This window comes from Paraburkholderia sp. BR10923 (assembly GCF_040948765.1).
In the GTDB taxonomy this organism is placed as follows: Bacteria; Pseudomonadota; Gammaproteobacteria; order Burkholderiales; family Burkholderiaceae; genus Paraburkholderia; species Paraburkholderia youngii.
Window position 1 is genome coordinate 155,037 of sequence record NZ_JBFPKO010000006.1, and the last position, 14,311, is coordinate 169,347.

At 61.1% G+C, this 14,311-nt stretch carries 10 protein-coding genes; 7 read left to right on the top strand and 3 right to left on the bottom strand.

The window, feature by feature from the left end:
* Positions 1 to 38: 38 nt before the first annotated feature.
* Positions 39 to 452, top strand: a complete 414-nt coding sequence (locus AB3X94_RS13450; RefSeq protein WP_176111297.1) for a hypothetical protein — start codon at positions 39 to 41, stop codon at positions 450 to 452.
* On the opposite strand, the gene AB3X94_RS13455 is transcribed toward AB3X94_RS13450, so the two are convergent.
* The gene (locus AB3X94_RS13455; protein ID WP_176111296.1) at positions 441 to 1,970 is read right to left on the bottom strand and encodes a CYTH and CHAD domain-containing protein; all 1,530 of its coding nucleotides are present in this window, start codon (positions 1,968 to 1,970) and stop codon (positions 441 to 443) included. The two genes, AB3X94_RS13450 and AB3X94_RS13455, sit on opposite strands and share 12 nt — an antisense overlap.
* An 841-nt stretch (positions 1,971 to 2,811) precedes the next feature.
* On the opposite strand from AB3X94_RS13455, the gene AB3X94_RS13460 reads away from it, so the two are divergent.
* From AB3X94_RS13460 to AB3X94_RS13470, 3 genes are all read left to right on the top strand, one after another.
* Complete coding sequence (locus AB3X94_RS13460; RefSeq protein WP_368611906.1) at positions 2,812 to 3,060, top strand: DUF1493 family protein; 249 nt, start codon at positions 2,812 to 2,814, stop codon at positions 3,058 to 3,060.
* A 325-nt stretch (positions 3,061 to 3,385) separates the two neighbouring features.
* Positions 3,386 to 3,943, top strand: a complete 558-nt coding sequence (locus AB3X94_RS13465; protein WP_368611792.1) for a TetR/AcrR family transcriptional regulator — start codon at positions 3,386 to 3,388, stop codon at positions 3,941 to 3,943.
* Between the two features lie 297 nt (positions 3,944 to 4,240).
* Positions 4,241 to 5,023, top strand: a complete 783-nt coding sequence (locus AB3X94_RS13470) for an alpha/beta fold hydrolase (protein WP_368611907.1) — start codon at positions 4,241 to 4,243, stop codon at positions 5,021 to 5,023.
* Between the two features lie 39 nt (positions 5,024 to 5,062).
* On the opposite strand, the gene AB3X94_RS13475 is transcribed toward AB3X94_RS13470, so the two are convergent.
* Together AB3X94_RS13475 and AB3X94_RS13480 are read right to left on the bottom strand one after the other, a co-directional pair.
* Positions 5,063 to 5,854, bottom strand: a complete 792-nt coding sequence (locus AB3X94_RS13475) for a DUF2182 domain-containing protein (protein ID WP_368611793.1) — start codon at positions 5,852 to 5,854, stop codon at positions 5,063 to 5,065.
* 2 nt (positions 5,855 to 5,856) lie between these two features.
* The gene (locus tag AB3X94_RS13480) at positions 5,857 to 6,459 is read right to left on the bottom strand and encodes a DUF1326 domain-containing protein (protein ID WP_368611794.1); all 603 of its coding nucleotides are present in this window, start codon (positions 6,457 to 6,459) and stop codon (positions 5,857 to 5,859) included.
* 336 nt (positions 6,460 to 6,795) lie between these two features.
* Here AB3X94_RS13480 and acnB point away from each other — a divergent pair, with 336 nt between their 5' ends.
* From acnB to AB3X94_RS13495, 3 genes are all read left to right on the top strand, one after another.
* Positions 6,796 to 9,381, top strand: coding sequence for a bifunctional aconitate hydratase 2/2-methylisocitrate dehydratase (gene acnB / locus AB3X94_RS13485; protein ID WP_176111292.1), 2,586 nt, complete (start codon positions 6,796 to 6,798; stop codon positions 9,379 to 9,381).
* A 941-nt stretch (positions 9,382 to 10,322) separates the two neighbouring features.
* The gene (gene mgtA / locus AB3X94_RS13490) at positions 10,323 to 13,076 is read left to right on the top strand and encodes a magnesium-translocating P-type ATPase (protein ID WP_368611795.1); all 2,754 of its coding nucleotides are present in this window, start codon (positions 10,323 to 10,325) and stop codon (positions 13,074 to 13,076) included.
* A gap of 152 nt (positions 13,077 to 13,228) precedes the next feature.
* Positions 13,229 to 14,293 (top strand): porin, encoded by a 1,065-nt coding sequence (locus AB3X94_RS13495; protein ID WP_176111971.1) that lies wholly within the window; start codon positions 13,229 to 13,231, stop codon positions 14,291 to 14,293.
* The last annotated feature ends 18 nt before the right edge of the window (positions 14,294 to 14,311 follow it).

A 14,311-nucleotide genomic window follows, 5' to 3' on the forward strand; every position in this document is an offset into this window, starting at 1 on the left:
CCGCGTGGAGTCTCACGCCGGGCATCGTGGAGTACATCATGGGAAGCGCATGGAAACGCCGCTTCAAACTGCTTGTCCAGCGTTTCTGGCAGCCAACCAGCGCGTGCATGACCTGTATGCCGGGGAGCTGGGGCAACGTCATGAGCCTCACGCACTGGGCGATCGCATTCAAGACCGGGCTGCTCACCGGTGTGCTCGCGCTGCTGCTCACCTTCACGCCGGCGGCGAAGTGGTACGGGAATCGCTATAGCAACGCACTGCTCGTCGGTTGCCTGACCGCCATCGGCGATGCCTACTCTCATCTGAGCCACTACCGCTTTCACGCTCTCGAACACATCGCGACGGGGATCATGTCCGGCCTGTTTGCGCTCGCTGCGTCGTACCTGTTCGAGGATCGCGCGCGCCGCGTGCGCGCGGTATGGTCGCGTTTGTTCGGACAATCAGTGCGGTGACGAAAGCAGCTTGAAGCGCTTCCACAGCTTCTTCAACGTCCGATGATCGGCAGCGACCCGTGACGCGAGAAAGCCGCGTGCGAAGGCCGCGCCCGAGGCGGCCTCGGGCGCCGTCGTCAGCAGCGACTTCAGCAGCTGATCGGCGACGACGGCATCGTTGCGCCAGCCGAGATCGTCCTGAAGCGCGGTGAGCGCTTCGACATAGTGGCGGACGACCCGCCGCGGGCATAACGACGCGAAGAACTCGGTGGCGTATCGAACCTTCTTCGCCGCGATGCGGGCGCGGTGACGGCTGTGATCGTCGAGATCGGCCAAACCCTTGCCACGTTTGATCAGTTTCTTGTGCCGACGGCGCAGAACATCGGCGGCGAACGGCTTCACTGGGCTGCCGATCACGTCGCGCTGTTCGTCGGACATCTCATCTCGCCAACCCTTGCGGCTCAACCAGAGCGCCAACTGGAGCGCGAGCCGCGTATAGCGAACCGATTCGACCGCGGCCGCCGCGCGCTGCCGGTTGTCGACGGCATTCTGCTCGCAGGCCTCTCTGACGGGGCGGATCTCGTCCGTATTGCCGTCGGCGCCGGCATGTTCGAGCGTCGATCCCGCGAGCACTTCCCAGTCGCGCGCGGTGCCGAGTTCCGAGGCAATCCAGCGCAACTCCTCGTCGAAGCCGGGAGCGGCGGGGATGACCTTCGCAAACAGGTCGAGAGCCGAACGCAAGCGGCGAAGCCCCACGCGCATCTGATGGACGCTCGATGGATCGTGGCCCGACACGACGCCCAGTTCATTCGCGTGGACCTGGTCCAGACAGTTGCGCACAATGACGCAGAATGCATCCTCGATCGAATCGCGCTTGTCCAGTTGCACCGGTTGCGCTTTCACCGCCTCTCTGTGCTCGGCTACCAGCAGTGCATACCCGATATCGGCCTTGCTGCTACGATCGATATGGAGTGGCACGGTTTCGAGCATTTCCAGCGCGACGCGGTACAGCATGTCCGGATCGCCCTGTTTCAATTCCAGTTCCACGGCGGCGAGCTGCACCGAACCCGACTCCGCCTCGATGGTTCCTTCGTCGAGAGCAAGCTCGAGTTCGTCTCCGGACGGCTGGCGCAGTTCAAACGCCGAGCGGTTGATCCGCGTGACGAACACTGGCTTCAGTTGGGCGGGAACGGTGTCGTCGTGAATCAGCTTCCCGCAGTCGCTGTTCTCGGGGATCTGGTCGCACAGCAGCTTCAGATCGGGCGTGTCGCTATTCACGGGCATCTCGAACTCGTCCCGGTCGAACAGCCCCGCCTTGGCCGATCCTTCGAGCTTCAGCGTCTGGATTTTCTCCTTGCCGACGCTGCGCACGCGCAGCGAAGCCCCGCACCAGTGAAATGAAAACTCGGGCGTATCGAAATAGGTGCTCGTCAGCAGGCGAGGCGCCCCCGCGGTGGCTTCCGATTGCGCCAGTATCGACGCGTTACGCAACTTGCCCAGATCTTCGTTCGCAACGCGCAGCTTTAGCTCCCGTTCCATGCCGCCTCCGAAATGAGCACCATACCGTCAGACTACACCGGATTCGCTGGGCTGCGTCGCAGCCGATCGTCCCAAGTGGCCGCTCCGAACCCGACGTTTCCTGGAGACGGGGTGGGTTAGCAGCGCAAGCAGGCATTCGTGCAAAACTTGTCCACCGTCTTAGCCACCTCTTCTGTGCACAACTTTCGTCGTGCTTAAAACGGTGATGCACGTCGACCCGATACAAGCTCACAACGACAAATAGCGAGTGTTCCAAAGTAAATCGGGGAAAACGGTATGCGCAACTATGGACCGACATGTTGGAACCGCCAGGCTAACGGCCCGCATTTCTGGTCGACGCCATTTGGGTCGGAATGAGGATGTGCAACTTGACAGCATTTTGCAAATTCCCCCGAGGATATAGGGTATGCTGAAAAAAGACTCAAGAAACTCCCAGAAGTCGGCCCAAAAATATTTTCAGAAATGACATTAGAGCGCGTTACCCCAATTCTTCGAAAGAGTAGGGGAATCATATGCCGCACAGAGTAAAAACGATCACTCTCATCGCGCGGTAACGACATTAATCGATGTGATGCAACGCGCCACCAGGCGATGCCCGTAACGCAAGCAGAGCGCCAAACAGGTGAACGAATACGAGCAGCTCATAAGCAATAATTCGAAAAAGAAGATCAATACATATATCTATGGCGGAAGGGCCGTCGATAACGAAACACTTTTCATTTGCATCGCAACGGAAGAAGCTTGCAAACACTTTGGAATTATAAATGATGCCACCACCGGAAGTTTCGGCTGAGCTGGAGGAATTCTTGCGGGAGAAAATCGGAATTCCGCCAAAATAGCAATAAAGCCATTCAGTTCTTTAGAAGACGATTTTGGCGTCACGGGCGACGATGCGAGCAAGCTTATCAACACGTTCGCAATAACATTTAACGTTCAACCCGGCGACTTCGAATTTCTCAGATATTTTAATATGGAAGGATTCAGCGTTTGGCCATTTTCGATTCTTGCCCGGTATCTTCTAAAACTCAGAGGCGTGAAGGACTACAAAAATAAAGCCAATTACAGTCGGAATGCTGCAGCGTGCGATTGAGCTAGGCGTGTGGGACAGCCAACGCGTATGGGAAGCGCGAAGCGCGTCGCCCAGGGAGTGACCGCCAATGGAAGTCATTGCGGCCTGCTGTCGATAAGGTCTCACCTCGCGCCATACAGTAAGAATGCCGTACAAAACTCGCCCGAAGGAAGCGCCTTACCCTAGGGTTTGCACGGCTCGACGCACCCCGAGTTCGCGATTCTCACAACCGTCCACCCGGGGACATCTTGATTAGGAAATGATCATTTCCTATAATCGCGCCATGACCACACGCCACCATCCTGCCAGACAGCCTCGAGCTCCAGGCCGTCCTCGCGAATTCGATATGGACATCGCGCTGGACGGCGCAATCCGGATTTTTCGCGAACGCGGCTATCAAGGGACGTCTCTTGGCGATCTCGGTGCCGCGATGGGCCTCACGGCCGGCAGTATCTACAAGGCGTTCACTGATAAGCGAGCGGTGTTCCTTGCCGCGCTCGAGCGCTACATCCGTCTACGAAATGGCCAGTTGCAAAGCCTGCTCGACGCGGAGCAAACCGGCCGCGACAAGGTGCGGGCCGTTCTGCGGTTTTATGCCGAGTCCGCAGTTGGCGACGAGGGCAAGCGGGGCTGTCTCGTAGTCGGAAGCGCAATCGATCTGCTCGCTTTCGATGATGAGGTCGCGGGTCATGTCGCCGCTTCTTTGCAGCGAACGGAGCGTCTGTTGTGCCGTCTGATCCGGCTGGGCCAGACAGACGGTTCGATCGCGTCCGCCGTGGATGCGGACGCTACCGGCCGCGCCCTGCTGAGTTTGACGCAAGGTTTGAGGGTCGTCGGCAAAGTTGGGCGGCCCCGGGCGCACATAATGGCGGCGGCGGAGCAGGCCATGCGTCTGCTCGACTAAGCACAGCAAGATATAGCATCGCATCAGTTACCAGTGCTGCTCGCCAAATTAGGAAATAAATATTTCCTAACGTAATCTGCCGATGAGAAACAGCCGTTCAACGATGTAATCACTCAACCCAAAGGAGTCTCACTCGTGAAAGCACTTCACTCGCCCATGCCATCTGGGAGTTCCGAAATCGTAAGCACGCTGCCAGCATCAAGGCCCGTTCCGGGGTTAGAAGGATTCGAGCACAAGTTCGCGACCGTAGACGGACTGAGACTGCACTACGTCACCGGTGGAAACCCGCAGGGCGATGTGATCGTGTTGCTCGCGGGCTTTCCGCAGAGCTGGTTCGCGTGGCGCAACGTGATGGCGCTGCTTGCAAAGACCTACCGGATCGTCGCACCGGACCTGCCCGGACAAGGTGATTCGGATCGTCCGATGGACGGCTACGACACACAGACCCTTGCGAGCCATGTCCACGGTTTGCTCCGGCAACTCGGAGTGACCCGGTACTTTCTCGCCGGACACGACATTGGAGCGTGGGTGGCTTTTCCGTACGCCGTGATGTTCGCCGACGAGGTCCGTCGCCTCGCGCTGCTGGATGCGGGGATCCCCGGCGTGACCTTGCCCGATGCGTTGCCGATTTCACCCGAGCGTGCATGGCGTACCTGGCATTTTGCGTTTCACGTCCTACCTGACCTGCCGGAAGTGCTGCTGGCCGGCAAGGAACGCGAATACCTCGACTGGTTTTTGCGGCGAAAGACGGCCAATCCCGATACTTTCACTGAAGCCGATATCGATGAATATCTGCGCATTCTGAAGAAAGACGGCGGCTTACGCGCCGGCCTTGCGTATTACCGCGCCGCGCACGTGTCCGCCCGGCAGAACGCGGAATTGAAGCAGCGAGGCATGCTCGATTTGCCACTGCTGACGCTCGGCTCCGATCAAGGGTCCATCGCCGATATGGCGACCCCTCTGCGAGCGTTCTTCACCGACGTCCAAGGCCGCACCATTGGTCACTGCGGGCACTTCATTCCAGAAGAACAACCGCGCGCGGTCGCCGACGAACTCACGGCATTCTTTGGCAGCGCGTAGGGGTAACGGGGCAGGTGGACGCGGACCGCCGGGCACGGCTCAGACGATGCGGGCGTGCTGTACGACGATCCACGCGGACCACGCAAGCAACGCGACGCCGAGCGGCTTGCCGATGGACCTGCCCCAGCGGAAGTTCTTCTCGGCCGACATGATCCCGCCCAGCGCCAGCATCCAGCCGACGCTGCCGGTGCCGACCGCGAACATCAGCAACATCAGCGCCCAACAGCAGCCGACGCAGAACGCGCCGTGACTGATGCCGAGCACGAAGCTCTCGCGGCGCGCGCTTTTGCCCCGCCAATGCCCGGTGATGAACATCAGCGGCGAGCGGCATTTGTCGAGACATCGATGTTTGAGGCTGCTGAACTGATAGAGGCCCGCGAGCGCGACGATCGCGGCGCCGATCAGCCAGCCGTTGGCAAGCAAGCTCGGAACTTGCTCGGCGACCAGATGGAGCGCCGCGTCGAAGCCGTGCGCGACTACGCCGAACAGCGCCCACGTCGTCGCATAACCGACGATCAGAAGCGCTATCAGCGTGCGCCGGTTTTCGCGCGCGACGGTCATCCGCCGGAAGGTGTCGAACAGCGGGAAGGCGCTCGGCAGCATCATCGCCGCGATCATCAGCAGCCATGCGGCGCTGTGCAGCAGCGCCGCGATGGTGACGCTGGCACCGGGCACCGCGCGGCATATCGGGCCGACGAGCGGCAGTTCGGCCCAGCTCGCGTGACGCAGGTAACGCGCATAGGGACCCGCGTCCCACACCCATAACGCGATCCACGCGCTGCTCGTCAATGCGACGAAGAGCGGCGCGAACAGCCGCGAGCGTGCTTGCATCTTCACGACGCGAAGTTGAACGATCCCTGAATGGCGTTATGTCCGCTCAAGGCGAGGTCGAGATCGAGCTTTTCGTGCCGCAGGCGGAAAGAGTTCGCCTTGCCGACGAAAGCAGGGGAGCCCGGTATCGTCGAAAAGATGCTTTCGACCAGCTTGGTCGGCTCGCCGGTCGGGCCGCGATAGGGCTCCAACTCGGCGTCGATTGCTTCGCCGACTTTCATCCTGCCCTTGCCGTCGACGACCATGTATTCGATCGGCACGCGTTCCACGGACACGACTTCGCCGATCAACTGCACGAGATCCGCGAGGGGGCCGCCGCGCTCGCCACGGTGCACGCTCACCAGAGCGTCGAATTGCGCGTCGCTCGCGCGCTCGTCGACGAACATCGCGACGCGCCAGCCACCTTTGAGCACATTGCCGGGAATGAACGCCGCGAACGCGATAGTCAGGCCCGACACATCGACGCCGTCGATCGTGCCTCGCTCGTAGTGGTATGCAAGCGCGCTGCGGCAAACGCCGTTGTCGGGATCTTCTCCGATCCAGCACGGACACAGCACCTTGCATTCGCACACTTCGAGGATGCTGCCCATCAGTTGATAGCTCATTTGCGCCTCCGCTGCCGGTTGAATCCGGCCGGGAAGAACATCGCCGGACATCCTCTGTTGTAGGCGTTACGGGGGCAGTAATCAAAGCATTCGAGGGACGGCGAATGATTGAAACGGCTTACACAGTCGGTGCTTTTGCGGTGGCGGGCAGGCGTGCGCACAGCACCCGAAGCGCATCGCGCATCGCCGCTTTACAGGGCCCAACTCTTATATAAGACATAAGACATTTGACCGTGGAGGGGTATTGCAATTAAAATCGCGATCGAAGCAGTGCCCGGCACAGCTTGGAGTGCCTAAAAAGCCTTTCCCTGAAACGCAAATACCAGCAGGTCCCCCATGCTTGAAAACTTTCGTGCTCACGTGGCCGCACGCGCCGCGCTCGGCATTCCTCCCCTGCCGCTGACGGCTCAGCAGACCGCCGAGCTGGTCGAACTCCTGACCAACCCGCCCGCTGGCGAAGAGCAGACGCTGCTCGACCTGATCACCAATCGCGTGCCCGCCGGCGTGGACGAAGCCGCCCGCGTGAAGGCAGGTTTCCTCGCCGCCGTGGCCAAAGGCGAGACCGCCTGCGCGCTGATCTCGCGCGCCCGTGCCACCGAACTGCTCGGCACGATGCTGGGCGGCTACAACATCCAGCCGCTGATCGAACTGCTGTCCGACGCCGAAGTGGGCACCGTGGCCGCCGACGCGCTTAAGAAGACCCTGCTGATGTTCGACCAGTTCCACGACGTCAAGGAACTGGCCGACAAGGGCAACGCCAACGCAAAGGCCGTGATGCAAAGCTGGGCCGACGCCGAATGGTTCACGAGCCGTCCCGAAGTGCCGCAAAGCCTGACCATCACCGTGTTCAAGGTGACAGGCGAAACCAATACCGACGACCTGTCCCCGGCCCCGGACGCGACCACCCGCCCGGACATCCCGCTGCACGCGCTGGCGATGCTGAAGAACGCGCGCCCCGGCATCACGCCGGAAGAAGACGGCAAGCGCGGCCCGGTCAAGTTCATCGAGTCGCTGAAGGAAAAGGGCCACCTGGTCGCGTACGTTGGCGACGTGGTCGGCACCGGCTCCTCGCGCAAGTCGGCCACCAACTCGGTGCTGTGGTTCACGGGCGAAGACATCCCCTTCATCCCGAACAAGCGCTTCGGCGGCGTGTGCCTCGGCGGCAAGATCGCCCCGATCTTCTACAACACGATGGAAGACGCCGGCGCGCTGCCGATCGAACTCGACGTGTCGAAGATGGAAATGGGCGACGTGGTCGAACTGCGCCCGTACGAAGGCCGTGCGCTGAAGAACGGCGAAGTGATCGCCGAGTTCCAGGTCAAGTCCGACGTGCTGTTCGACGAAGTGCGCGCCGGCGGCCGCATTCCGCTGATCGTCGGCCGCGGCCTGACCGCCAAGGCGCGTGAAGCGCTGGGTCTCGCTCCGTCGACGCTGTTCCGCCTGCCGCAGCAGCCGGCCAACAGCGGCAAGGGCTTCTCGCTGGCGCAGAAGATGGTCGGCCGTGCTTGCGGTCTGCCGGAAGGCCAGGGCGTCCGCCCGGGCACGTACTGCGAACCGAAGATGACCTCGGTCGGCTCGCAGGACACCACGGGCCCCATGACCCGCGACGAACTGAAGGACCTGGCGTGCCTCGGCTTCTCGGCCGATCTCGTGATGCAGTCGTTCTGCCACACCGCCGCTTATCCGAAGCCGGTGGACGTGAAGACCCACCAGACGCTGCCGAACTTCATCAGCAACCGTGGCGGCATCGCGCTGCGCCCGGGCGACGGCGTGATCCACTCGTGGCTGAATCGCATGCTGCTGCCCGACACCGTCGGCACCGGCGGCGACTCGCACACGCGCTTCCCGATCGGTATCAGCTTCCCGGCCGGTTCGGGTCTGGTCGCCTTCGCGGCCGCCACCGGCACGATGCCGCTGGACATGCCCGAATCGGTGCTGGTCCGCTTCAAGGGCAAGATGCAGCCGGGCGTGACCCTGCGCGACCTCGTCAACGCGATTCCGCTGTACGCGATCAAGCAAGGCACGCTGACGGTTGCCAAGCAAGGCAAGAAGAACATCTTCTCCGGCCGCATTCTCGAAATCGAAGGCCTGCCCGATCTTAAGGTCGAGCAAGCGTTCGAACTGTCGGATGCTTCCGCCGAGCGTTCGGCCGCCGGTTGCACGGTGCACCTGAACAAGGAACCGATCATCGAATACCTGAACAGCAACGTCACGCTGCTGAAGTGGATGATCGCCCAGGGCTACCAGGACCCGCGCAGCCTGCAGCGCCGCATCAAGGCGATGGAGCAGTGGCTGGCCGACCCGCAACTGCTGTCGCCGGATGCCGACGCCGAGTATGCAGCCGTCATCGAGATCGATCTCGCCGACATCCACGAGCCGATCGTGGCTTGCCCGAACGATCCGGACGACGTGAAGACGCTGTCGGACGTGGCGGGTGCCAAGATCGACGAAGTGTTCATCGGCTCGTGCATGACCAACATCGGTCACTTCCGCGCCGCGTCGAAGCTGCTCGAAGGCAAGCGCGACATTCCGGTCAAGCTGTGGGTGGCTCCGCCGACCAAGATGGATCAGAAGCAGCTGACCGAGGAAGGCCACTACGGCGTGTTCGGCACGGCTGGTGCGCGTACCGAAATGCCGGGCTGCTCGCTGTGCATGGGTAACCAGGCCCAGGTGCGCGAAGGCGCGACGGTCATGTCGACCTCGACCCGCAACTTCCCGAACCGCCTCGGCAAGAACACGAACGTGTACCTCGGCTCGGCGGAACTGGCGGCGATCTGCTCGCGTCTGGGCAAGATCCCGACTAGGGAAGAGTACATGGCCGACATGGGCGTGCTCAATGCCAACGGCGACAAGATCTATCAATACATGAACTTCGACCAGATCGAGGACTTCAAGGAAGTCGCCGACGGCGTGACGATGTAAGTGTGTTGTCGGGCTACGGCGTGTTGTTCGCGTCGTAGCGCCACGAAATGGCGCCGCGGGCTGAATGCCTGCGGCGCCATTTTTTTGTGCGTCGCAATGGGAATCAATAGAACTCGCGCATGGGTTGAGACTCTCTCAAAATTCCCCAAACCATTTCCTCGCAGATTTTCCTTCGGTCTGCTTGACATAGCCTTTCGTGGTGTTTACGATTCGTCCGTTTTCAACGATTGGGGCTAATGCCTTGGAACCCTGTAGTAGTCGATCTTCGAGCAGTTTGACCGCCTGACCGGCAGGACGTCCGCCCCATCAAGCCGCCGTCCCGCCATCAGGCGGGCCGGTGCGCGTCGCAGTATTCGTCGCAGTACCCCCCTCGCACCTTCAAATAGCTACGCACAAACCGGCGCCATTGCGCTCGTTCGTGCTTCCCGCGTTGCGCACTTCGATTCGCGCAGCGTTGTCCGTTCACGTCCGTACGGTCCTTGTAATCAGTACGGGTCTTGATTGAATAAACGCGCTCGTGCATCTGGCACGAGGAAGGAGCCCCCTATGCCCGAAGGTGACTCTTGTCCCTTACCTCCATCCAGTTTTTCTTCCGCCTGAGCGGAGGCTGCACCGTTTCCCGTCACTCGAGCATTGAGCATTGACGTCATGGTTCAGGCCTTCGGCCAGGCAAACCGGAACGACGCTCCGGGCCATAGCCCGGACGGAGAAACATCATGCACTTCGCTCTTCTTGTATCGAACCTGCCTCATATTCAAGAGGCACGCCCGTACTATGACTCGCTGCTCACTCTGCGTACCGGCGAGCATCAAAACATCACATTGATCGGAAAGTGTTGGGCCGCAGTCCGCGCCCGGTTCCGCTGACTTTCTGCATTAAACATCAACCTTTTGAGGCCGCGACAGGGGTCGGCTAGCGCTCGCCCCTGCCCGGGATAATCCATGCAAAAACAACCCTCGCATCATCACGAATCTCGTCTCAGACAGAAGGGATTTCTAAGTGCATCCTCGTCCAGGGATCGCAACAGGATTTCCGCGCAGATTGCCAGCGAAGCCGGAAACAGCATCGAAGCCACCTTGCTGCATACGCAAAGCTCCGTTGACGGCCTGGTCGACGCCGATGCCGAACAGCGCCTGCGCAGCACGGGTCCGAACGAGGTCGCGCACGACAAGCCGCCACACGCGCTGATCCAGGTGCTGCATGCTTTTTACAACCCGTTTGTGATCGTGCTGCTCGTGCTCGCCGGCATCAGCTATTGCACAGACGTCTACTTTGCCGCGGCAGGAGATCGCGACTGGACCGGCGTGAGCATCCTGCTCACGATGGTCACGGTGAGCAGCCTGCTGCGCTTCTTCCAGGAATACCGGTCGAACAAGGCAGCGGAACGGCTCAAGTCGATGGTGCGGACCACGGCTACCGTCGTGCGCCGTGCGTCGAAGGCCGGGAAGTCGGTGAAGCGCGAGATTCCGATGTCCAATCTCGTGGTCGGCGATATCGTTACGCTGCAAGCGGGCGACATGATTCCCGCCGATATTCGCCTCGTCAAGTCGCGCGATCTGTTCATCAGCCAGGCCGCGCTTACGGGCGAAGCACTGCCGGTCGAGAAGTACGACACGCTCGGCGCCGTGATGCAGAAGTCGGCCGATGTCGCCGATGCGGGCCCGGCCGATCCGCTCGAACTGGCGAACGTCTGTTTCATGGGCACCAATGTGGTCAGCGGCACGGCAATGGCAGTTGTCGTCGCGACCGGTGCCGATACTTACTTCGGCGCACTCGCGAAGAACGTGACTAGCCAGAAGCGGATCGAAACGAGCTTCGATCGCGGCGTGAACAGCGTTTCGTGGCTACTGATCCGCTTCATGCTCGTCATGGTGCCCGTCGTATTCCTGATCAACGGGCTGCTCAAAGGTGACTGGCTTTCCGCTCTGACGTTCGCGCTTGCCGTCGCGGTTGGCCTTACGCCGGAAATGCTGCCGATGATCGTTTCGGCGAATCTTGCGAAAGGCGCTGTGGCTATGGCACGACGCAAGGTGGTGGTCAAACGCCTGAACTCTGTCCAGAACTTCGGCGCGATGGACGTGTTGTGCACCGACAAGACCGGCACTCTCACGCAGGACCGGATCATCCTCGAACATCATCTGGACATCGAGGGCCGCCGCGACGACCATATCCTCGAGCTGGCATGGCTCAACAGCTTCCATCAGAGCGGGCAGAAGAATCTGATTGACATTGCGATCGTGAGCCATGCGGAGGCGGCCGGCGTGCCACCCACGCAGGCCCACTTCGCGAAGGTCGACGAACTGCCGTTCGACTTCGTGCGCCGACGTCTGTCCGTGGTCGTCGAGCGCGCCGACGGCAGCCAACTGATGGTGTCCAAAGGCGCAGTGGAGGAGATGCTTGCAGCCTGCACGCAGGTGCAGCAGGGCGATGTCGTTTGCGAGCTCGACGAGGCCGCGCGCAGTGCGATGATTGTCAGATCGCAGGAATACAACGCGGAAGGCTACCGCGTACTGGTCGTCGCCACGCGCGAAATCTCGCGAGCCGAAGCGAAACCGCAGTACCGGAACGCCGACGAAGAGCGCCTCGTGGTTCGCGGTTTCCTGACCTTTTTCGATCCACCGAAGGACTCTGCCGCAGAAGCGATCCGCGCGCTGAACGAACATGGCGTGACGATCAAGGTGCTCACGGGCGACAACCCGATCGTGACGGCGAAGGTCTGCCGGGACGTCGGCCTTGATCCGGGTGTCCCGGTGCTGGGGCGCGACGTCGAGCAGATGAACGACGACGAACTCTGTGCGGCGGTCGAGTGCACGACAGTCTTCGCGAAGCTCACGCCGTTGCAGAAGGCCCGCGTGGTCAAGGCTTTGCAGACCAACGACCATACGGTGGGCTTCCTCGGCGACGGCATCAACGACGCGCCCGCGCTGCGCGACGCGGACGTGGGCATTTCGGTCGACACGGGCACCGACATCGCCAAGGAAACCGCCGACATCATCCTGCTCGAAAAGAGCCTGATGGTGCTCGAAGAAGGCGTCATCAAGGGCCGGGAAACGTTCGGCAATATCCTCAAGTACCTGAACATGACTGCCAGCTCGAACTTCGGCAATGTGTTCTCGTTGCTGGTGGCGAGTGCGTTCCTGCCGTGGGAGCCGATGCTCGCAATGCAACTGCTGGTCCAGAACCTGATCTACGACCTGTCGCAAATGTTCCTGCCCTGGGACAGGATGGACCCTGAATTCCTCAGGAAGCCCCGCAAGTGGGATGCCGGCAACATCAAACGTTTCATGATCTGGCTTGGGCCGACGTCGTCCGTATTCGACATCACGACCTTTTGGCTGATGTGGACGGTGTTCGGCGCCGGCGCCGCTTATCACGCCGATGGCGGCGGCCAGATCATCATGAATTCCGGCTGGTTCATCGAAGGTCTCGTGTCGCAGACGCTGGTCGTGCACATGCTGCGCACGCATCGGATTCCGTTCCTGCAGAGCATGGCAGCACTGCCGGTCACGCTGTCGACGACCATTGCGATCCTCGTTGGCTGCTGGCTGCCGTTCTCGCCATTCGCATCGGCGCTTGGGTTCCAGGCGCTGGATCACCGCTACTGGGGATGGCTCGTCGCGACCATCGCCAGCTACATGCTGCTTACCCAACTCGTCAAGACCGTCTATATCCGGCGCTATGGCCGGTGGTACTGACACGGCGATTCCGCTGACGTCCGGGCGCGTCAGCGGTTGATGCAGGGCGCGGCGGCAACCGCCTGCCCGCCCGTTCCATTCACGACTTTCAGGAAGATGGTTGCATGTCGACAACAACAAAAGCAGTCCTGGACGGTTTCACAGCTGGCGCAATGGCGCTTGCGGCTTTGACAACCAACGCACAAGCCCAGAGCAGCGTGACGATGTACGGTGAACTCGACACTGGCCTAGCATGGCTGAACAACGTGGGCGGTCATGCGCAGTACAAGGCAACGAGCGGTCTAATCGACGGCAGCTTCTGGGCACTCCAGGGCAGCGAAGATCTCGGCGGCGGCAACAAGGCCATTTTTATGCTCGAACGCGGCTTCTCGATCACGACAGGGGAGCAATTCGATGATCACCCGTCCTACGTCGGGCTGAGCAGCGACGCGTGGGGGACGGTAACGCTCGGCCATCAGTACGATTCGGTCCACGACTTCTTCGCTCCGGTAACACTGACGGGCGGAGCGGGCGGCACCGCGTTCGCTCATCCGTTCGACAACGACAACGCCAACAACTCGTACTTGGCACGCAACTCGGTGAAGTACGCGAGTCCGTCATTCGGCGGTTTGACCGTTGGCGGTATGTACGCACTATCGAATGCTGCCGGTCAGTTCGCAAACAACCGCGCGTATAGCCTTGGCATCAGCTACCAGAATGGTCCGTTCAACGCCGGGGCAGCGTGGCTGCATGCGAGCGGGCGTGGTGCGACCAGCACCGGTGCGTACGATGCGGTCATTGTGCCAGGCGGTGCTCGCCGCACGTTTGACGCGTTCGCGCAGACGCAGAACACATACGGTGTGGGGGCGAACTACGCGATCGGCGACCTTACGCTCGGAGCAGCGTGGTCGCGCTCCACATTCAGCGGTCTGGTCGATGCGGCCACCGGCAACCCTGCTCCTTCGGCGCAGTTCAACAACTACGAGGTCAACGCGCAATATCAGCTGATGCCGACGCTGTCGCTTGCCGGCATGTACAACTATACGAACGGTTCGGACCAGCACTGGCACCAGGCCGGCTTGCAGGCGGCTTACCTGCTATCGACGCGTACCGATACATACGTCGAGACGGTCTACCAGCGGGCCTCGACGGACGCGCCGGCAGTGATCAACAGCGCGGAGCCGTCATCCGGCCGTAACCAGCTGCTCATTGGCGCGGGAATCCGGCATCGGTTCTGATTGAACTGTCCACCAAGG